Origin of the sequence: Shinella agrisoli (assembly GCF_046557955.1) — a bacterium.
Taxonomy (GTDB): domain Bacteria; phylum Pseudomonadota; class Alphaproteobacteria; order Rhizobiales; family Rhizobiaceae; genus Shinella.
In genome coordinates this window covers 25,358-43,779 of the sequence record NZ_JBJIEP010000007.1, presented here as the reverse complement: position 1 = coordinate 43,779, position 18,422 = coordinate 25,358, and the positions used below count along the sequence as shown (strand labels likewise).

The following is an 18,422-nucleotide window of genomic DNA, read 5'->3' as shown; positions in this document are numbered from 1 at the left end:
CATATCCGGTTCAGCCGGGCTGTTCGCGCCCGCGGCGTGAGGCTTCCCGTTCTTTTCCGGCAAGGCAGAATCTTCCGGTTGCGCTCTTGCGTCCCCGGCGCGATAGGCACATAAGCCTAGAAAATAATCATCTGCCTTTTTAAGATCAGGATCATCGTGGCTCCACCCCAGCACGATGCCCGCAAATCGGGCATTCTGTCCAAATTCCGGCTTTTTTCTCCTATTCTCGCCGGCGCCACGCTCAAGGAACGCCTCATCGGCTGCCTGGGAGCCCTGATCGGCATTTGCCTGACCGGCCTCGTCTGCGGTCTTGCCATGGGCAATGACCCGCATCTTCCGCTGATCGTCGCGCCCATCGGGGCGTCCGCCGTGCTGCTGTTCGCCGTGCCGGCCAGTCCGCTCGCCCAGCCCTGGTCGATCGTCGGCGGCAACACGATTTCCGCCTTCGTCGGCGTCACCGTCGCGGCGCTCGTCACCGACCCCGCCATCGCGATCGGCCTGGCCGTGGCGCTGGCGATCCTCGTCATGTCGCTGACCCGCTCGCTGCATCCGCCGGGGGGCGCGGCCGCGCTCACCGCCGTCATCGGCGGGGCCGCCGTCACGCGGGCCGGCTTCTGGTTCCCGCTGGTGCCGATCGCGATCAATTCGCTGATCCTGGTGGCCGTCGGCATGCTGTTCCACCGGCTCGCCGGCCGGCAGTATCCGCACCCGCAGACGGTCGCGGCGGTCAACGCGCACAAGACGGCCGATCCGCCGGCCGCCTTCCGCGTCGGCTTCAATACGGAAGACATCGACGCGGCCATCGCCAACCTCAACGAGACGCTCGACATCAGCCGCGCCGACCTCGACACGCTGCTGCGCGAGGTCGAGCTGCAGGCGCTGCTGCGCCAGCGCGGGGAGCTTACCTGCGCCGACATCATGTCCCGCGACGTGGTAACGGTGCCTGCCGATGCGACCGCGGACGCGGCGCGTGCGCTGCTGCTCGACCACGACATCCGCACGCTGCCGGTTATCGACGGCGAGGGCCGGCTTGCCGGGACCGTGGGCCTTAGGGAGCTGGCCGCGGCAGGCCCTGCCGCCCATCTGCCGGTGTCCGAGGCGGCGACGGCCAAGCCCTCCGAACCGGCGATCGGTCTTCTGCCGCGCCTGACGGACGGCTCGATCCACGCCGTCGTGGTGATCGACGGCACGCGCCGCGTCCTCGGCATCATTTCCCAGACCGATCTTCTGGCCACGCTCGCAAAAAGCCTTTCCCGGACCGGGCCTACCGGCCTGATGGGCGGCCACGGGCAGGGCATCTGACAATGCCCGGACGATGTCACCCGGGCCTGCCGGCGCCAGACCGGCGGCCTTCCGAAGAGATGTGAGACCCGAGACGAAAGGAGTGTCGCCATGGCGACCGTCGACGAAAAGCTTGAACCGATCCTGGCCCAGGTGCTGCAGCGCAACCCGGCGGAACCTGAATTCCACCAAGCCGTGCGCGAGGTGCTGGAAAGCCTCGGCCTCGTCGTCTCCAAACATCCGGACTACCTGACGGACGCGCTGATCGAGCGCATCTGCGAGCCGGAACGCCAGATCATCTTCCGCGTGCCGTGGGTCGACGACAAGGGCCAGGTGCATATCAACCGCGGCTTCCGCGTGCAGTTCAACTCGGCGCTGGGGCCGTACAAGGGGGGCCTGCGCTTCCATCCCTCGGTCAATCTCGGCATCATAAAATTCCTCGGCTTTGAGCAGATCTTCAAGAACGCGCTGACCGGCCTGCCGATCGGCGGCGGCAAGGGCGGCTCCGACTTCGACCCGAAAGGCCGGTCCGAGGGCGAGATCATGCGCTTCTGCCAATCCTTCATGACCGAGCTGCACCGCCATCTCGGCGAACACACGGACGTGCCGGCCGGCGACATCGGCGTCAGCGGCCGCGAGATCGGCTGGATGTTCGGCCAGTACAAGCGGCTCACCAACCGCTTCGAGGCCGGTGTCTTCACCGGCAAGGGCCTCAGCTACGGCGGCTCGCTGGTACGCAAGGAGGCGACCGGCTACGGCGCGGTCTATTTCACGCGCGCCATGCTCTCCACCCGGGCCACGGATTTCGCGGGCAAGAAGGTCACCGTCTCCGGTTCCGGCAACGTGGCGGTCTATGCCATGGAGCAGGCGATCAGCTACGGCGCCAGGGTCGTCGCCTGCTCGGACAGCAGCGGCTACATCCTCGACGAGGAGGGCATCGACCTTTCCCTCGTCAAGGAGATCAAGGAAGTGCGCCGCGAGCGGCTTTCGGAATATGCCCGCGCGAAGGCGAAGGGCGTGCATTTCATTCCGTCCGGCAAGGGCTCCATCTGGGATGTGCCCTGCGAGGTGGCGCTGCCATGTGCCACGCAGAACGAGCTTTCGGGCAAGGACGCGCGCACGCTGATCAAGAACGGCGTCATCGCGGTCGCGGAAGGCGCCAACATGCCCTCCACGCCCGAGGCCGTGCGCGCCTTCCAGGAAGCGGGCGTGCTGTTCGGCCCCGGCAAGGCGGCCAATGCCGGCGGCGTCGCCACCTCGGCGCTGGAGATGCAGCAGAACGCCAGCCGCGACAGCTGGAGCTTCGAGCAGGCGCGCGAGCGGCTCGGCCAGATCATGCAGGGCATCCACGACCGCTGCGCCGAGACGGCGGAGGAATACGGCGCCAAGGGCAACTATGTGCTCGGCGCCAACATCGCCGGCTTCACCCGCGTGGCGGAGGCCATGCGCGCGCAGGGCGTGATCTAATCGCCCTTTCCGGTTTCACGCGGCAGACGGCCCCGGCCCCGGTCCGGGGCCGTTTTCGTTGGCGGGCGTGAAGGCGCGCTCTTCCAGGCCGCCGGCGATCAGCCGGAACGGCGGGCGGGCTTGCCGTGAAGGCGCCGGCGTGGCGGTGCCCGCTTCCGGCTGGAAGATCACCCTTTCCAGAAGGACCCAGTCGCGCCGCCCCTCCGGCCGGTCGAACGTCATCGTCTCGCCTTCGCTAAGTCCCACGAGGGCAAGGCCGTAGAAGGTGGTGATCGGCAGGAAGGCGCTGCCCGGCGCGTAGCTGCCGGGAAGGCAGAGCGTGCGGGTATCGGTGAGCCCGCTGGCGCAGCGGAACGTGACGCGTGCGTCGATCGTCGCAAGCCCCCTCGGTGCCGGCGCGTCGGCCGGCAGGCGGCCCGCCGCGAGTTTGCGCCTGAGGAGCGCCAGCCATTCCTCCGTCAGCGGCTGCCAGTCGCGCAGCATCCGTTCCAGCACATAGCCGTCCCTTGCCGTGAGCATTCCGGGTTCCCGTCCCATCGTCATTCTCCATCCTGCCCGCCGTCCAGGGCGGGGCGTCCAAGGTCCATGGTGGAGAAGCCCCCTGGCCGCGCTTGCGGCACAGGGGGTCACGATCCTGCGACGAGGCAGCCTCCGATGCGTCCGGCCTGGGGGAAGGACAGGAATTTCATGGCGAGGCTCGCTCAGGAGGCGCGGGCGGCGTCCGGCGCGCCGTCCCGCACGGCAATCACGCTGAGGCGCCGCACCCGGCCGTCGCGCGCGGCCCATTCGATCGACTGGCCGGCGGAAAGGCCGAGCAGCGCCGCCCCCACCGGCGTCAGCACGGAGATGCGCTGGCGGGAGATGTCGGCGTCCTTCGGGAAGACGAGTTCGGCGGTCTGCGGCGCCTCGTCGTCGATGCGGAATTCGGCGATGGAGCCGATGCGCACCACGCCGGGCGCCATGCGCGCATCGTCGACGACCTTCGCACGGTCGAGCTCTGCCGCAAGCTGCTCGGCGGCGTGCGGGTCGCGCTCGGCCAGCATGTCGGCAAGGTTCGACAGGCGCGCATATTCGGAGCGGGCGATGGTGATGGCAGGCAGGCGGCTGGCCTTGGTCCTGGTGGTCATGGGAACCTCACGGCACGGGTTCTTCGCGGCCCGGCGGGCGCGCGGAAAATCGGGAAACTGGGGGGATCATGTCGCGCTTGTCTTGCGCGGTTCACGTATTTCCACGGAACCGCTATCGCCCCACGGCCGGGGCGCGACGCGACCAAGCCGGGGGCTAGTGTCCTGCGAGAGGAAACAACCGTTTCAGAAATCGGGCAAGGTCGTGCGTGGTCATCATGCGCTTATGATGGGGTGATGGCGCGGGTAAAGTCAAGCCGGCTGCCGGCGGGAGGCTGGCCGGTCTTGCGAACGCCGCGCTTTCCGGTCTCCAATGCGAGGCGAGCGGAAACAGGGAGGATCGCGATGCCGGTAAGGATCAAGCGCATCTATGACGAGCCGGAGGCAGGCGACGGCGAGCGCATCCTCGTCGACCGGCTATGGCCGCGCGGCCTTTCGAAGGAGAAGGCGGCTTTGGACGCGTGGATGAAGGAGGTCGCGCCGACCTCCGGACTGCGCAAATGGTTCGATCACAAGCCGGAGCGCTGGGCGGAATTCCAGAAACGCTACCGCGAGGAACTGCGCGGCAACCCGGCAGTCGAGCCGCTGCGCGCCCGCATCGATGCGGGCACGGTCACGCTGCTCTACGGCGCGCGCAACCGGGAATTCAACCACGCTGCCGTGCTTGCCGATTTCCTCACCCGGAACTCTTGATGGGGTGCGCCTGAGGTTCGACCTGATCCGGACGACTGCAAAATTCTTGCAGTCAGGCAGCAATAGAATTCATTTGTCAGGGCTGGGCATCCCCGCCATTTTCCTCCTGTAGCACGAGGAGCAGCGTCGATGTCCGAGCGAACGGCGATCGAAGTTCAACCGGAAACCGTTGCCGCGGCGCATGGCGTGGCGAGCGATACCGCCTTCGGCGCGGTGGTGCCGCCTCTCTATCTTTCCACCACCTACGAATTCGCCGATTTCGACACGCCGCGCTCCTACGACTACGGCCGGGTCGGCAATCCCACGCGGGACCTGCTGGCCGACGCCATCGCGAAGCTGGAAGGCGGCGCCGGCGCGGTGCTGACGCCGAGCGGCATGGCGGCCGTCGACCTCCTCGTCGGGCGGCTTCCCGCCGGCAGCCTCGTGCTGGCGCCGCACGATTGTTACGGCGGCACGATGCGGCTCTTGAAGGCGCGCGCCGAACTCGGCCAGATAAGGCTCGGGCTGGTGGACCAGTCGGATACCGATGCGTTCAGGACGCGGCTCCGGGAGCAGCCGGGGCTCGTGCTGATCGAAAGCCCGAGCAATCCCTTGATGCGCGTCGTGGACATCGCCGCGCTTTCGGCCCTCGCGAAGGCAGCGGGCGCGCACGTCGCCGTCGACAATACGTTCCTCTCGCCGGCCTTGCAGAGGCCGCTGGCGCTCGGCGCCGATTACGTGCTGCATTCGACGACGAAATTCCTCAACGGCCATTCGGACGTCATCGCCGGCGCCGTGATCGCCGCCGGTGCAGAGGACGCGCGGGCGCTGAGGCACTGGGCCAACGTGACGGGCGCGGTGGCGGCTCCCTTCGATTCCTGGCTGACGCTTCGCGGCCTGAGGACCCTCTTCGCCCGCATGGCGGGGCAGGAGAGGAATGCGATGGCAGTCGCCGGGCTGCTCGTTGCGCATCCGGCGGTCGCGCGCGTGCATTATCCGGGCCTTGCCGATCATCCGGACCATGCGCTTGCCAGGAGGCAGCAGCAGGGCTTTGGTGCCATGATGAGCTTCGAGCTTGCCGGCGGCCTGCCCGCGGTGCGGCGTTTCGTGCGGGCGGTGCGCGCCTTCACGCTCGCCGAATCGCTCGGCGGCGTCGAGAGCCTGGTGGCGCATCCGGCAACGATGACCCATGCCGACATGGGCGCCGACGCCCGCGCCAGGGCCGGCATCGGCGATGGCCTGCTGCGGCTTTCCGTCGGGCTCGAGCATGTCGACGACCTTCTGGCCGGGCTTGAGTCCGGCCTTTCGGCCTGCTGAACAGGATCGGGAGAGGAGCGATGGCAGACGACGACACCCCCGCCACCTTCGCCTCGCCGGCCTGTTTCCTGCATGAGGTCGATCCCGCCTATGCAGGCCTGCCGGGGCCGCTCGACCTTCGGGCCTGGACGGACGTGAACCGCTGGCGCAAGGGCGAGCGCGAGCGCCTGATCGCCGAACGCCTCGCCGTGCCGGCCGGGGTGCGGGCCGCCCAGGGGGAAGCGATCGCAGTAAGCCTCCTGTCGGAGATCGGTGACGTCGAGGGGCGTGTCATCAGCGCTTACTGGCCGTTCCGCGGCGAGCCGGACCTGCGTGCCCTCATGCGGCAGGTCGCCGCGCGCGGCGGGTTGACGGCCCTGCCGGTCGTGGTCGGGAAGGGGCGGCCGTTGGAATTCCATCTCTGGCGGGCGGGCGCGGCGCTCGCGCGCGGCGTCTGGAACATTCCGATACCCGCCGAGCCGCGGCCCTGCGTGCCGGACGTCGTGATCGCCCCGGTCGTCGGCTACGATCCGACGTGCTACCGGCTCGGTTATGGCGGCGGTTTCTTCGACCGGACGCTTGCCGCCCTGCCGGCAAGGCCGCGCGTCATCGGCGTCGGCTCCAGCACGGCGCAGCTTGCGACGATCTATCCGCAACTGCACGACATCCCGATGGACATGATCGTGACCGAGGCCGGCGTGGTCCGTCCTCAGGCGGAGGCCTCCACCGTGCGCGCGTTGACGTAGAGCGCCCGGCCGGCGAACCAGCCGTTTACCGCGGCGCCGAGGCCGAGCGCCACGAAAAGCGCAGCGCTCCAGGCGAAGCTGCCGGTCCAGCCGCGGATGAGGCCGACGATCAGCGGGCCGACGGCGGCGAGCAGATAGCCGACGCATTGCGCCATGCCGGAAAGATGCGCCGCCACGTGCGGATCGCGCGTGCGCAGCACGATGACGGTGAGCGCCACCGCGATCAGCCCGCCCTGGCCGATGCCTTGCAGGATGGCCCAGAACCAGACGGTGGAAAGCGGCGCGAAGAGCAGGCCGAGAAGGGCGACGACGGCGAAGGCGCAGAGCACGACGTTGATCAGCCGCTGGTCCCTGCCGCGCACGGCAAGATGCGGCGCGACAAGGCAGGCGCCCGCTTGCACCATCACCGACACGGAGACGATGGCGCCGGCCGTGACGCCGTCGAGCCCGCGTTCGCGCAGGATCGGCACCAGCCAGCCGAAGACGCAATAGGCAAGCGCCGATTGCAGGCCCATGAACAGCGTGACGTGCCAGGCGAGCCGGTCGCGCCAGAGGCCTTCCACGCGGAAGGCCGCACGCCGGGCCTGCGAGCGCGTGGCAAGAACCTGCGGCAGCCAGAGCAGGGCGACGAGGAGGGCCGGCAGCGCCCAGACGGCCAGCGCCCCGTCGAGCGAGCCGCCGAGCGCATGTTCGATCGGCAGCGTGAGGCCGGCGGCACCCGCCGCGCCGGCGCAGAGCGCCATCGTGTACCAGCCGGTCATCAGCGCCGCCTTGTCCGGGAAGTCGCGCTTGACGAGGCCGGGAAGCAGGACGTTGCCGACGGCGATGGAGGCGCCCGCGAGCGCCGTGCCGAGGAAGAGCAGCGGAATGGAGGAGAGGCCGCGCATGGCGGTGCCGAGCGTGAGCAGGACGACGACGGCGAGCAATGTGCGTTCCGTGCCGATGCGCTGGGCAAGGCGCGGGGCGAGCGGCGAGAACAGGCCGAGGCAGACGACGGGCAGCGTCGTCAGCAGGCTGGCGCCGGTGGCGGAAAGGCCGAGCACGGCGCGGATCTCCGGCAGGAGCGCCGAGGCGCTGGAGAAGACCGGGCGCAGGTTGAAGGCGATGAGCACGAGGCTGGCGCCGAGCAGGAAGCGCGCCACCGTGCTCCTTGGCCGGTGCGGCTCGGGGGCGGGCACGCTGTCCGCCTCCGCGTCGATCAGGTCGATGGCGCCGGGTTCGTCGAGCGCGCTCATGACAGGAGCAGCCGGTCGAGGGCGGCAAGGACGGGCGCCATGAAGCGGCGCACCGCGGCATCGGCCACGACCGGATCGCCGCTCTCGATGGCATCGACGATCGCCGCATGGGCGGCCATGTCCGGCTCCGGCAGGTCCCGGCCGAGAGTCGCCTCGATGGTTTCGGCGATCACGGTGGAGAAGAAGTCGTACATGCCGATCAGCACGGCGTTGCCCGAGGCGGCGATAACCGCCTGGTGGAAGGCGAGGTCGCGGGCGATGAAAGCCGCCTTGTCGCCACCCTCGTAATCGCCGCGCTCGGCAAGCAGGGTGCGCAGCCCGGCGACCACGGCCGGCGTCCGGCGCAGCGCCGCCAGCCGCGCCGCTTGCGCGTCGAGCGCCAGCCGCGCCTCGAACTGGTCGCGCAGGCTCGCGCGGCGGGCCATGGTGAGCGGCCCCGTGGTGTCCGCCGTCGAGCGCACATAGGTGCCGGAGCCCTGCCGGGTCTCGAGGTAGCCTTGAGAGACGAGGACGCGCACCGCCTCGCGCACCGTGCCGCGGCTGACGGAGAGCATGGCCGACAAGGCCGCCTCGTTCGGCAGCTTTTCGCCGATCGTCCAGCGGCGCTTCAGGATTTCCGCGCGGATCGCTTCGACGGCGGTGTCTGCGAGATTGGTCTTGCTGAGGGAATGCATGCCGATAATCACCAAGTCATCAGATGACTTGGTGATTATCGCGTTTTCCCAAGAAGGTCAAAGACTTTTCCGGCCGCCGGCAAGCGTTTGCCACGCAGGCCGTGGAATGGACCGCGTTACTGCTTGCGCGGCCAGGTATCGGCGAGGCGATAGCCGGCCGGCCACGGATCGTCCGGATCGAGCATGACCTGGTGGGTCCCGGTGATCCAGGCGCGGCCGGAGATTTCCGGCACGATGGCCGGGCGGCCGCCGACCGTGGTCTGCCCGACGATGCGGCAGTCGAAGCGCGAATCGATGATCGAATAGCCGCAGAAGCGCTGGCCGACCTTGATCTGGCCGCGCGCATGCAGCACCGCCATGCGCGCCGAGCAGCCGGTGCCGGTGGGCGACCGGTCGAGCTTGGCCGGCTGGATGACGACCGTGTTGCGGCCGTGCAGCGCGCCGTCGCGCTCTTCGACCGGCAGCGTCAGCTGGCAGAAGGAGATGTGGTTCCATTCCGGGTTTTCCGGATGGGTGAATCCGAGCTGCTCGTTGGCCGCCCTGGTGATGCGGATGCCGGTCTCGGCCAGTTCGCGCGCCTCGTCCGGCGTCACGGCAAAACCGAGCGCCCGGGCGTCGGCGAAGACGAAGCTGTCGCCGCCATAGGCGGTGTCGACGGTGAGCGTGCCGAGGCCTTCCACCTCAAGCGTCGCATCCAGCTTGTCGGCGAAGGAGGGCACGTTGGTGACGGCGATGCGCTCGGCCTTGCCGTTGCGGCAGGCGGCGACGACATTGACGAGGCCGCCCGGCGCTTCCAGCACCATATGGGTTTCCGGCTCGACCATCGGCACGATGCCGCTGTCGAGCAGCACGGTGGAGACGCAGATCGAGTTGGAGCCGGACATCGGCGGCGTGTCCTCCGGCTCCATGATGATGAAGCCCATGGTGGCGCGCGGATCCTTCGGCGGCACGAGCAGGTTGATGTGGCGAAAGACGCCGCCGCGCGGCTCGTTCAGCACGAAGTTGCGCAGGGTCTCGTCCCCGGCGATGAAGTTGCGCTGCTCCCACAGCGTGTTGCCCGGCGGCGGGGCGACTCCGCCGACGATGACGTCGCCCACCTCGCCTTCGGCGTGGCAGGAGACGATGTGGATGACCTTGCTGCTGCGCATGGCACTTTCTCCGGTTGCGGGCCCGAATTTGCGGCGAAGCGGACGGGCCGATCGAGGCGAACGGCCTTTCATAGAAAAATTGGATCCAATATACAATCGGGTTTCATGAAATGCCGGCATGGCCCGCTCGGTTGCTCCGCCTGCGGATTCGACCTATGACCATAGCCTTCCTTCACCGGGGTTGGATGTGATGAAATTTGCTGCCGTCGATGTCCGGCAGGCCGCCTCCGCGGCCGACATCGTCTATGAGGCCCTGCGCAAGGCCATCATCGAGGGCGATCTTGCCGAGGGCGAGAACCTCAGGCAGGAAGAGATCGCGCAGATGTTCAACACAAGCCGCATCCCGGTGCGCGAGGCGCTGTCCCGGTTGGAGCAGCACGGCCTCATCACCACCCGGCGCTACAAGGGTGCCGTCGTCGCGGGTCTCTCGATCGGCGAGATCGAGGAGATCTTCGAGTTCCGTGCGCTGATCGAGGCCGAGGTCATGCGCCTCGCCGTGCCCAATCTCGACGCGCCGACGCTGGAGAAGGCGCGGCGCTATTGCGATGCCTTCGACCGGGAGACCGACCCGCACCGCTGGAGCGAGATCAACCGCGATTTCCACTACAGCCTCTACGAAGCCTCGCGCCGGCCCTATTATCTCCAGAGCGTGCGCTCCTCGCTCGACCGCATCGACCGGTATCTTCGCGCCCAGCTCACCTTCACCGACGGCGTGCCGCGCGCCGGCCGGGAGCACGAGGCGATCCTTGCCGCCTGCGAGAAGGGCGACGCCGATCTCGCCTCGCGGCTGACGCGCGCGCATATCCTCGACGCGGGGCGGTCGCTGGTGACGTTCCTGCGCAGGCAGCGGGGCTGAGGCTCCGGTTCCTTTCCCGGAACGAGTCCCGACGGCATCCGTGACGGCCGCGAAGGAAGGCGTCTGCCTGTCCTTTTCATTTTTTTCCGCCGCCAGCCGCCGCAATTCCGGAAATCTTCTCTTCGCAGGCTTGACGGCGCTTTCGTCAAAATGCCCATTTTAACCGATTGATAGCGTCGAAGGAGAATTGTATTTCTTTTGTCGACAAGAGGATTTTCGATGACCGATACCGATTCCCTGCCCGAACGCAAACGAGGCTCCGGCGTGAAGATGGTCTACGACCTCCTGCGCGACGAGATCCTGGACCTCAAGCTCGCTCCCGGCAGCCCCGTCGACGAGGTCCAGCTCGCCGAACGGTTCAAGATGTCGCGCACGCCGATCCGCGAGGCCCTGGTGCGCCTTGCCGGCGAGGGGCTGATCGAGACGCTGCCCAACCGTTCGACCATGGTGTCGAACATCGACTTCCTGAACCTCAACACCTTCTTCGACGCGCTGGTGCTGATGTACCGCGTGACGACGCGGCTCGCCGCGCAGAACCATCGGCCGGACGATCTCGCCGTCATCCGCGGCTTCCACGAGGACTATGCGGCGGCGGTCGAATCGCGCGATGCGCTGGCGATGATCGCCACCAATGCGGCCTTCCACGCGGCGATCGCCGAGGCGGGGCGCAATCCCTATTTCACCAGCCTGTTCCGCCGGCTGCTCGACGAGGGGCGGCGCATCCTGCGCCTCTACTACCAGTCCTACGACGACCAGTTCCCGCAACGCTTCGTCGACGAGCATGCGGAGATCATCGCCGCCATCGAGGCGCGCAACCTCGAGGAAGCCGACCGCCTCGGCAAGGTCCATGCCGAGCAGATCGTCGCGCAGGTACAGAAGCTGTTCAGCCATAACGACAAGCTCGACATCGCCCTATGATATGTATTTTTCTTGTCGACAAATAAAATACAAGCTGCTATAACCGCGTCGAGAGAGGGGAGGCCCCGCGCATTTGTGCCGGCCGGCCGCCCGACCGAACGGCTGAAAGGAGATCGACGTGAAGGCCAAGATTTTTTCCGGTGTCATTCCCGCCCTGATGACCCCCTGCAAGGACGACCGCACGCCGGATTTCGACGCGCTGGTGCGCAAGGGCAGGGAACTGATCGAAAAGGGCATGTCCGCCGTCGTCTATTGCGGCTCGATGGGTGACTGGCCGCTGCTCACGGACGCGCAGCGCATGGAAGGCGTCGAGCGCCTCGTGAAGGCCGGCATCCCGGTCATCGTCGGCACCGGCGCGGTCAACACCGCCTCGGCCGTCGCCCACGCGGCCCATGCCCAGAAGGTCGGCGCACAGGGCCTCATGGTCATCCCGCGCGTCCTCTCGCGCGGCTCGGTCGTCGCCGCCCAGAAGAACCACTTCAAGGCGATCCTGTCGGCCGCCCCGGACCTGCCGGCCGTCATCTACAACAGCCCCTATTACGGCTTCGCCACCCGCGCCGACCTCTTCTTCGCCCTGCGTGCGGAGCACAAGAACCTCGTCGGCTTCAAGGAGTTCGGCGGCGCGGCCGACATGCGCTATGCGGCGGAGAACATCACCAGCCGCGATGACGACGTCTCGCTGATGATCGGCGTCGACACCTGCGTGTTCCACGGCTTCGTCAATTGCGGCGCCGTCGGCGCGATCACCGGCATCGGCTGCGTGCTGCCGAAGGAGGTGCTGCACATGTGCAACCTCGCCCAGGCCGCCGCCAAGGGCGACCCGGACGCCCGCCAGCGCGCGCTGGAGCTGGAATCGGCGCTTGCCGTGCTCTCCTCCTTCGACGAGGGCCCGGACCTCGTGCTCTACTTCAAGCACATGATGGTGCTGAAGGGCGACAAGGAATACACGCTGCACTTCAACGAGACGGACGAGCTCTCCGAAAGCCAGCGCGGCTATGTCGAGGCCCAGCTGAAGCTCTTCGACACCTGGTATGCCGAATGGAGCAAGCTGCCCGGCGCCGTGCAGACGTACAAGGCGTAAGGTTTTACACGCCTCCCGAGCGAAAGGCCCTCCGTCAGGAGGGCCTTTTTCGTTGCGGCACCCGGTGGATGGGCAAACCGTTCGCCGGCTAACGAAAGGTCTTCATGCGGTCAGGCGACCGCATCCAGGCCCTTCTCCAGCAGGCGGTCGAGCTGTTCGATCTCGGCGGCCGTCAGCGTGATGCCGTCGGCCTCGGAGGTCTTGCGGGCGGCGAAGCGGCGCTGGGAGGGCAGGCGCGCGCCCTGGCCGACGATGGCATCGAACAGCACTTCGGCGCGGGCGAAGGGGTCGCCCGGCCGGCCGGCGGCGAAGGCTTCCGGCGACAGGGCGATGATGAGTTCGCCGTGGAAGGGGGCGAGCGTCGTCGTGCCGAGATAGTCGAGCACTTCCGGGCTCGTCAGGTCGCCGATCATGATGCCGGCGAGCAGCTCGATCATCGTGCCGATGGCCGACCCCTTGTGGCCGCCGAAGGGCAGCATGGCGCCGGCGAGCGCGGCCTCCGGATCGGTCGTCGGGTTGCCCGCGGCGTCGATCGCCCAGCCCTCGGGCAGCTGCTTTCCGGCACGGCGGTGCAGCTCGATCTCCCCGCGCGCGGCGACGGAGGTGGCGAAGTCGAAGACATAGGGCGGGGCGTCCCTGCGCGGCCAGCCGAAGGCGAAGGGATTGGTGCCGAGCAGCGGCTTGTTGCCGCCGGTCGGGGCGACGGTGGCGTAGCTCGGGCACATGACGAGGGCGGCAAGGCCCTCCTTCGTCACTGCCTCCACTTCCGGCCAGAGCGCGGAGAAATGGGTGCAGTCGTTGATGACGAGGGCGGCGAGGCCGAGCTTGCGGGCGCGCTCGGCGAGGGCCGGCACGCCAAGCTCGAAGGCCGGGTTGGCGAAACCGCCGTTGGCGTTCACCTTGACGATGGCCGAGCCCGCGTTGAGGTCCAGGACGGGCACGGCGTCCGGCTTCACCTTGCCGGCCTTGACGGTGCGCAGCGCGCCCTCGATGCGGTAGACGCCGTGCGACTTGCAGGCGTCCCGCTCGCCGGCGACGATGACGCGGGCGAGCGCCCCGGCCTGCACGGCGTTGAGGCCGGCCTTCAGGAAGATCGCTTCGACACGCTCATGGAGGGCGGCAATCGTCAAGGTGGAGGGTTGCGTCATCTTTCGTCTCTTCAAGGCTGGGGGCCGACCAGGCAGGTTGGCGATTGAACATTTGCATACATAGAGTATACAAGATTTCGACAAGTGCAATTCGCGCCGCCGACTCCTATATCGGGCGAGCATCATTCCGAAAGAAAGGTACGTCAAATGGCTTTCACCCCCAACGGCAAACACCTCGTCGCAGGCGAATGGCTGGACGGCAACGGCACCTTCACCTCCTCCCCCGCCCATGGTCCCGCCCACGACTTCGCGGTCGGCACGGTGGAGCTGGTGAACAAGGCCGCGGAAGCCGCCGAAGACGCCTTCCTCAGCTACGGCTATTCCTCGCGCGCCGAGCGGGCCGCGTTCCTCAACGCCATCGCCGACGAGATCGAGGCCCGCGCCGAGGCCATCACCGAGATCGGCACCCAGGAGACCGGCCTGCCGGTCGCGCGCCTTCAGGGCGAGCGCGGCCGCACGACCGGCCAGCTCCGCCTCTTCGCCGAGCATATCGGGAAGGGCGACTATCTCGACCGCCGCGTCGACGCGGCCCTGCCGGACCGCCAGCCGGCGCCGCGCCCGGAAATCCGCCTGATCCAGCGGCCGATCGGCCCGGTCGCCGTGTTCGGCGCCTCCAACTTCCCGCTCGCCTTCTCGACGGCCGGCGGCGACACCGCCGCCGCGCTCGCCGCCGGCTGCCCGGTCGTCGTCAAGGGCCATTCGGCCCATCCGGGCACCGGCGAGATCGTCGCCGCGGCGATCGAGGCCGCCATCAAGAAGACCGGCGTGCATCCCGGCGTCTTCTCGCTCATCCAGGGCGGCAACCGCAAGGTCGGCGAGGCGCTGGTGCAGCACCCGCTGATCAAGGCTGTCGGCTTCACCGGCTCGCTCGCCGGCGGGCGCGCCCTCTTCGACCTGTGCGCCGCCCGTCCGGAGCCGATCCCGTTCTTCGGCGAGCTCGGTTCGGTCAACCCGATGTTCCTGCTGCCCGAGGCCGTGAAGGCCCGCGCCGAAGGGCTCGGCCAGGGCTGGGCAGGCTCGCTCACCATGGGCGCCGGCCAGTTCTGCACCAATCCGGGCATCGCCGTCGTTAAGGACGGCCCGGATGCCGACCGCTTCACCGCCGCCGCCGTGGAGGCCCTCGGCAAGGTCGGCCCGCAGGTCATGCTGACCGACGGCATCGCCAAGGCCTACCAGGACGGACAGGCGCGCTTTGCAAGCCGCAACACCGTCAAGCCGCTGTTCACGTCGGAGTCCGCCGGCCGGAATGCTCTGCCGAACCTCTTCGAGATCTCCGGCGAGCAGTTCATGGCCGACCACGCGCTCTCGGAAGAGGTGTTCGGCCCGCTCGGCCTCGTCGTGCGCGTCGGCTCGGTCGACGAGATGGAGAAGCTCGCCCGCAACTTCGAGGGCCAGCTGACGGCGACCATCCACATGGATGAGGGCGACCTCGAGGACGCAAGGCGCCTGCGTCCGATCCTCGAGCGCAAGGCCGGGCGCGTGCTGGTCAACGGCTTCCCGACGGGCGTGGAAGTGGTCGATTCCATGGTCCACGGCGGCCCCTATCCGGCCTCGACCAACTTCGGCGCGACGAGCGTCGGCACCATGTCGATCCGCCGTTTCCTGCGTCCGGTTTCCTACCAGAACATGCCTGAAGAGCTGCTTCCGGAAGATTTCCTCAACTGATTCAAGTCCCTGGCTTGCCTTGGGCGGCGTCTTCTGAAAGGAAGGCGCCGCTTTGCATATTTTCTGCACCCTGGGTATATACTTTTTGTATATTATTTGTATTTTAAGTGCAGGTTTACGCCTTGGCGCAGGACGGACCTCCGCCCGCGTGAATCGACAGATCAATCCAGGGAGAGAGTTATGAAGAAGACCTCGGTCCTCGCCTTCGGCCTCGTGGCCGCCACGCTTCTCGCCAGCCAGGCCAAGGCCGACAAGCTGGACGACATCATTTCGTCCGGCACGCTGCGCTGCGCCGTCGTTCTCGACTTCCCGCCGATGGGCTCGCGCGACGAGAACAACAACCCGATCGGCTTCGACGTCGATTACTGCAACGACCTCGCCAAGGCCCTCGGCGTCACGGCAGAGATCGTCGAGACGCCCTTCCCGGAACGCATCCCGGCCCTGATGTCCGGCCGCGTCGACGTCGGCGTCGCCTCGACCTCCGACACGCTGGAGCGCGCCAAGACGGTCGGCATGACCATCCCCTACTTCGCCTTCGAGATGGCCGTCACCGCCAACGAGAAGTCGGGCGTCAAGTCCTTCGAGGACATGAAGGGCAAGGTCGTCGGCGCCACGGCCGGCACCTACGAGGCGATCGCGCTGGAAAACCAGGTCAAGGAATGGGGCGAGGGCGAGTTCCGTCCGTACCAGACCCAGGCCGACGTCTTCCTCGCGCTGAGCCAGGGCCAGATCGACGCCACGGTCTCCACCTCGACCGTCGCCCAGGCCAACGTGAAGTCCGGCAAGTTCGCGGGCATTTCCGTCGTCGGCAAGGCGCCTTTCGACATCGACTATGTCGCGCTCTTCACCAACCGCGAGGAATACGGCCTGATCAACTACCTGAACCTCTTCATCAACCAGCAGGTTCGCACCGGCCGCTACAAGGAGCTCTATGAGAAGTGGGTCGGCGGCGACGTGCCGGACCTCTCCGTCGGCGGCGTTTACCGCTAAGAGCCGTTTCCAAGGCGGCGCGGGATCATCCTCCCGCGCCGCTCCTCGTTTCCAAAGGTGAGACGGCAATGTTCAGTTACACTTTCCATTGGAACCAGGCGCTGAAGGCGTTGCCTCAGATGCTGGACGGCGCGCTGGTCACGCTGCAGATCGCGCTCCTGTCCATGGCCATCGGCCTTGCGCTCGCCATGGCGCTGACGCTCTTCCGGCTGTCCGGCAACCGAGCCCTGAGCGGCTTCGCCACGGCCTGGGTCGAGATCGCGCGCAACACGCCGGCCCTCTTCCAGATCTACATGGCCCACTTCGGCCTCGGCAATTTCGGCATCCATCTCAGCCCTTATACGGCATTGCTCGTCGGCATCGCCTTCAACAATGCGGGCTATCTCGCCGAGAACTTCCGCGGCGCGTTGAAGGCGATCCCGGACACGCAGACGAGAGCCGGCCGCTCGCTGGGCATGACCTCGCTGCAGGCCTTCCGCTATATCGTGCTGCCGCAGATGCTGCGCGTCGCCTTCCTGCCGGCCACCAACCAGATGGTCTGGGCGATCCTGATGACCTCGCTCGGCGTCACCGTCGGCATGAACACGGACCTTGCCGGCGTCACGCAGGAGCTCAATGCCCGTTCCTTCCGCACCTTCGAGTTCTTCGCGCTGGCGGCCGTCATCTACTACCTCATCGCCAAGGCCGTGACGCTCATCGCGCGCCTCGCCGCCGCGCGCATGTTCCGCTACTGAGAGGGGTAAGCCATGTTCGATACCGCTCTCACCCTGGCCGACCTCGGCTTCCTCGCGCAGGGCGCCGCGATGACGCTCGCCGTCACCGCCGTCTCCGTCTTCGCGGGGACCGTTCTCGGCATCGTCTTCGGCGTCATCCGCAACCAGGCCGGCCCCTACTGGTCGATGCCGCTCACCTTCCTGCTCGACATCTTCCGTTCCGTGCCGCTGCTCATCCAGCTCGTGCTCGGCAATGCGCTGCAATCGATCATGAAGCTCGGCTGGGCGCCGTTCACCACGTCCTGCGTGGTGCTGTCGCTCTATACGGCCGCCTACTGCACCGAGATCGTGCGCGGCGGCATTTCCTCCGTGCCCGCCACCACGCGCCGGGCGGCCCGGTCGCTGGGTCTCACCTGGTGGCAGGACATGCGCTACATCGTGGCCCCGCTCGCCACCCGCGTCTCGCTGCCCGCCTGGATCGGGCTCACGCTCGGCGTCATGAAGGATTCGGCGCTCGTGCTCTGGCTCGGCCTCATCGAGCTCTTGCGCGCCTCGCAGATCCTCGTCACGCGCCTGCAGGAACCACTGTTCATCCTCATCATCTGCGGCGCCATCTACTTCATCATCAGCTTCCCCATCGCCCGGCTTGGCGGGTATCTCGAAAAACGGTGGTCCCCCAATGATTGAGATCGAAAACGTCCGCAAATCCTTCGGCCAGCTCGAGGTCCTGAAGGGGATCAACCTCACCGTCGAGAAGGGCGAGGTGCTGACCATCATCGGCGGCTCGGGCTCGGGCAAGTCGACGCTGCTCACCTGCATCAACGGGCTCGAGACCATCGACGGCGGCCGCATCGTCGTCGACGGCACGGACGTCCACGCCAAGGGCACGGACCTCAACAAGCTGCGCCGCAAGCTCGGCATCGTCTTCCAGCAGTTCAACGCCTTTCCGCACCTGACCGTGCTGGAGAACGTCATGCTGGCGCCGGTCAAGGTGCTCGGCCTTCCCAAGGCGGAGGCCGAGGCCGTCGCCGTCAAGCAGCTCAGCCATGTCGGCCTCGGCGACAAGCTGAAGGTCTACCCGAGCCGCATGTCGGGCGGCCAGCAGCAGCGCATGGCGATCGCCCGCGCGCTCGCCATGTCGCCGGCCTACATGCTGTTCGACGAGGTGACTTCGGCACTCGATCCGCAGCTCGTCGGCGAGGTGCTCGACACGCTGCGCATGCTCGCCTCGGAGGGCATGACGATGATCTGCGTCACGCACGAGATGAAGTTCGCCCGCGAGGTCTCCGACCGCGTCGCCTTCTTCCACAAGGGCGTGATGGCCGAGATCGCCCCGCCGGAAGAGCTGTTCGGCGCACCGAAGAACCCGGAATTGCAGGCGTTCCTCGCCGCGACGCATTGAGGGTGC

General features: G+C 67.5%; 19 protein-coding genes. 13 read left to right on the top strand and 6 right to left on the bottom strand.

The features are described 5' to 3' along the window. Positions 1–150 precede the first annotated feature (150 nt). Positions 151–1,302, top strand: coding sequence for an HPP family protein (locus ACIIOY_RS09080; RefSeq protein ID WP_411034527.1), 1,152 nt, complete (start codon positions 151–153; stop codon positions 1,300–1,302). A gap of 90 nt (positions 1,303–1,392) precedes the next feature. Continuing rightward, on the top strand, positions 1,393–2,748 hold the full coding sequence (gene gdhA, locus ACIIOY_RS09075) for an NADP-specific glutamate dehydrogenase (protein ID WP_411034332.1): 1,356 nt from the start codon (positions 1,393–1,395) through the stop codon (positions 2,746–2,748). Between the two features lie 15 nt (positions 2,749–2,763). On the opposite strand, the gene ACIIOY_RS09070 is transcribed toward gdhA, so the two are convergent. Both ACIIOY_RS09070 and rnk read right to left on the bottom strand, forming a co-directional pair. Next, positions 2,764–3,267, bottom strand: a complete 504-nt coding sequence (locus ACIIOY_RS09070) for a GreA/GreB family elongation factor (RefSeq protein WP_411034331.1) — start codon at positions 3,265–3,267, stop codon at positions 2,764–2,766. Between the two features lie 182 nt (positions 3,268–3,449). Continuing rightward, positions 3,450–3,875: a nucleoside diphosphate kinase regulator gene (rnk, locus tag ACIIOY_RS09065; RefSeq protein WP_411034330.1), complete on the bottom strand. Its 426-nt coding sequence runs from the start codon at positions 3,873–3,875 to the stop codon at positions 3,450–3,452. 342 nt (positions 3,876–4,217) lie between these two features. Here rnk and ACIIOY_RS09060 point away from each other — a divergent pair, with 342 nt between their 5' ends. The 3 genes from ACIIOY_RS09060 (at position 4,218) to ACIIOY_RS09050 (ending at position 6,586) form a co-directional block, all read left to right on the top strand. Next, positions 4,218–4,565, top strand: coding sequence for a DUF488 domain-containing protein (locus tag ACIIOY_RS09060; protein ID WP_411034329.1), 348 nt, complete (start codon positions 4,218–4,220; stop codon positions 4,563–4,565). 129 nt (positions 4,566–4,694) lie between these two features. Then, a complete protein-coding gene (metB, locus tag ACIIOY_RS09055; protein ID WP_411034328.1) occupies positions 4,695–5,861 on the top strand; it encodes a cystathionine gamma-synthase in 1,167 nt (388 codons plus the stop codon). Between the two features lie 20 nt (positions 5,862–5,881). After that, a complete protein-coding gene (locus ACIIOY_RS09050) occupies positions 5,882–6,586 on the top strand; it encodes a 5-formyltetrahydrofolate cyclo-ligase (RefSeq protein WP_411034327.1) in 705 nt (234 codons plus the stop codon). Here the strand turns inward: ACIIOY_RS09050 and ACIIOY_RS09045 are convergent. The 3 genes from ACIIOY_RS09045 to ACIIOY_RS09035 form a co-directional block, all read right to left on the bottom strand. Continuing rightward, positions 6,550–7,821 (bottom strand): CynX/NimT family MFS transporter, encoded by a 1,272-nt coding sequence (locus tag ACIIOY_RS09045; RefSeq protein ID WP_411034326.1) that lies wholly within the window; start codon positions 7,819–7,821, stop codon positions 6,550–6,552. The genes ACIIOY_RS09050 and ACIIOY_RS09045 overlap by 37 nt on opposite strands. Then, a complete protein-coding gene (locus ACIIOY_RS09040) occupies positions 7,818–8,495 on the bottom strand; it encodes a FadR/GntR family transcriptional regulator (RefSeq protein ID WP_411034325.1) in 678 nt (225 codons plus the stop codon). Before ACIIOY_RS09040 ends, ACIIOY_RS09045 begins: the two co-directional genes overlap by 4 nt. Before the next feature lie 116 nt (positions 8,496–8,611). Beyond that, positions 8,612–9,643 (bottom strand): trans-3-hydroxy-L-proline dehydratase, encoded by a 1,032-nt coding sequence (locus ACIIOY_RS09035; protein WP_411034324.1) that lies wholly within the window; start codon positions 9,641–9,643, stop codon positions 8,612–8,614. A gap of 190 nt (positions 9,644–9,833) precedes the next feature. Between ACIIOY_RS09035 and ACIIOY_RS09030 the strand changes: the two genes are divergently transcribed. The 3 genes from ACIIOY_RS09030 to ACIIOY_RS09020 all read left to right on the top strand — a co-directional run bounded on the left by ACIIOY_RS09030 (position 9,834) and on the right by ACIIOY_RS09020 (position 12,498). Next, complete coding sequence (locus tag ACIIOY_RS09030; protein WP_411034323.1) at positions 9,834–10,499, top strand: GntR family transcriptional regulator; 666 nt, start codon at positions 9,834–9,836, stop codon at positions 10,497–10,499. A 219-nt stretch (positions 10,500–10,718) separates the two neighbouring features. Further along, positions 10,719–11,417 (top strand): GntR family transcriptional regulator, encoded by a 699-nt coding sequence (locus tag ACIIOY_RS09025; protein WP_411034322.1) that lies wholly within the window; start codon positions 10,719–10,721, stop codon positions 11,415–11,417. Positions 11,418–11,535: 118 nt separating this feature from the next. Beyond that, complete coding sequence (locus ACIIOY_RS09020; RefSeq protein WP_411034321.1) at positions 11,536–12,498, top strand: dihydrodipicolinate synthase family protein; 963 nt, start codon at positions 11,536–11,538, stop codon at positions 12,496–12,498. A gap of 110 nt (positions 12,499–12,608) precedes the next feature. On the opposite strand, the gene ACIIOY_RS09015 is transcribed toward ACIIOY_RS09020, so the two are convergent. Then, positions 12,609–13,646, bottom strand: coding sequence for an Ldh family oxidoreductase (locus ACIIOY_RS09015; protein WP_411034320.1), 1,038 nt, complete (start codon positions 13,644–13,646; stop codon positions 12,609–12,611). 147 nt (positions 13,647–13,793) lie between these two features. Between ACIIOY_RS09015 and ACIIOY_RS09010 the strand changes: the two genes are divergently transcribed. The 5 genes from ACIIOY_RS09010 to ACIIOY_RS08990 all read left to right on the top strand — a co-directional run bounded on the left by ACIIOY_RS09010 (position 13,794) and on the right by ACIIOY_RS08990 (position 18,416). Continuing rightward, positions 13,794–15,311 (top strand): aldehyde dehydrogenase (NADP(+)), encoded by a 1,518-nt coding sequence (locus tag ACIIOY_RS09010; RefSeq protein ID WP_411034319.1) that lies wholly within the window; start codon positions 13,794–13,796, stop codon positions 15,309–15,311. 180 nt (positions 15,312–15,491) lie between these two features. After that, a complete protein-coding gene (locus ACIIOY_RS09005; RefSeq protein WP_411034318.1) occupies positions 15,492–16,301 on the top strand; it encodes an ABC transporter substrate-binding protein in 810 nt (269 codons plus the stop codon). A gap of 68 nt (positions 16,302–16,369) precedes the next feature. Next, positions 16,370–17,035 carry an amino acid ABC transporter permease gene (locus ACIIOY_RS09000; RefSeq protein WP_411034317.1) on the top strand — a complete coding sequence of 222 codons (666 nt, stop codon included), beginning with the start codon at positions 16,370–16,372 and terminating at the stop codon, positions 17,033–17,035. A gap of 12 nt (positions 17,036–17,047) precedes the next feature. Further along, on the top strand, positions 17,048–17,701 hold the full coding sequence (locus tag ACIIOY_RS08995) for an amino acid ABC transporter permease (RefSeq protein ID WP_411034316.1): 654 nt from the start codon (positions 17,048–17,050) through the stop codon (positions 17,699–17,701). Continuing rightward, a complete protein-coding gene (locus ACIIOY_RS08990; RefSeq protein WP_411034315.1) occupies positions 17,694–18,416 on the top strand; it encodes an amino acid ABC transporter ATP-binding protein in 723 nt (240 codons plus the stop codon). Before ACIIOY_RS08995 ends, ACIIOY_RS08990 begins: the two co-directional genes overlap by 8 nt. Positions 18,417–18,422: the final 6 nt, after the last annotated feature.

Excerpts from the sequence above, each read along its gene's own strand:
- gdhA (WP_411034332.1), top strand. The coding sequence starts at position 1,393 with ATGGCGACCGTCGACGAAAAGCTTGAACCGATCCTGGCCCAGGTGCTG.
- ACIIOY_RS09070 (WP_411034331.1), bottom strand. The coding sequence starts at position 3,267 with ATGCTCACGGCAAGGGACGGCTATGTGCTGGAACGGATGCTGCGCGAC.
- rnk (WP_411034330.1), bottom strand. The coding sequence starts at position 3,875 with ATGACCACCAGGACCAAGGCCAGCCGCCTGCCTGCCATCACCATCGCC.
- ACIIOY_RS09060 (WP_411034329.1), top strand. The coding sequence starts at position 4,218 with ATGCCGGTAAGGATCAAGCGCATCTATGACGAGCCGGAGGCAGGCGAC.
- metB (WP_411034328.1), top strand. The coding sequence starts at position 4,695 with ATGTCCGAGCGAACGGCGATCGAAGTTCAACCGGAAACCGTTGCCGCG.
- ACIIOY_RS09050 (WP_411034327.1), top strand. The coding sequence starts at position 5,882 with ATGGCAGACGACGACACCCCCGCCACCTTCGCCTCGCCGGCCTGTTTC.
- ACIIOY_RS09045 (WP_411034326.1), bottom strand. The coding sequence starts at position 7,821 with ATGAGCGCGCTCGACGAACCCGGCGCCATCGACCTGATCGACGCGGAG.
- ACIIOY_RS09040 (WP_411034325.1), bottom strand. The coding sequence starts at position 8,495 with ATGCATTCCCTCAGCAAGACCAATCTCGCAGACACCGCCGTCGAAGCG.
- ACIIOY_RS09035 (WP_411034324.1), bottom strand. The coding sequence starts at position 9,643 with ATGCGCAGCAGCAAGGTCATCCACATCGTCTCCTGCCACGCCGAAGGC.
- ACIIOY_RS09030 (WP_411034323.1), top strand. The coding sequence starts at position 9,834 with ATGAAATTTGCTGCCGTCGATGTCCGGCAGGCCGCCTCCGCGGCCGAC.
- ACIIOY_RS09025 (WP_411034322.1), top strand. The coding sequence starts at position 10,719 with ATGACCGATACCGATTCCCTGCCCGAACGCAAACGAGGCTCCGGCGTG.
- ACIIOY_RS09015 (WP_411034320.1), bottom strand. The coding sequence starts at position 13,646 with ATGACGCAACCCTCCACCTTGACGATTGCCGCCCTCCATGAGCGTGTC.
- ACIIOY_RS09010 (WP_411034319.1), top strand. The coding sequence starts at position 13,794 with ATGGCTTTCACCCCCAACGGCAAACACCTCGTCGCAGGCGAATGGCTG.
- ACIIOY_RS09005 (WP_411034318.1), top strand. The coding sequence starts at position 15,492 with ATGAAGAAGACCTCGGTCCTCGCCTTCGGCCTCGTGGCCGCCACGCTT.
- ACIIOY_RS09000 (WP_411034317.1), top strand. The coding sequence starts at position 16,370 with ATGTTCAGTTACACTTTCCATTGGAACCAGGCGCTGAAGGCGTTGCCT.
- ACIIOY_RS08995 (WP_411034316.1), top strand. The coding sequence starts at position 17,048 with ATGTTCGATACCGCTCTCACCCTGGCCGACCTCGGCTTCCTCGCGCAG.
- ACIIOY_RS08990 (WP_411034315.1), top strand. The coding sequence starts at position 17,694 with ATGATTGAGATCGAAAACGTCCGCAAATCCTTCGGCCAGCTCGAGGTC.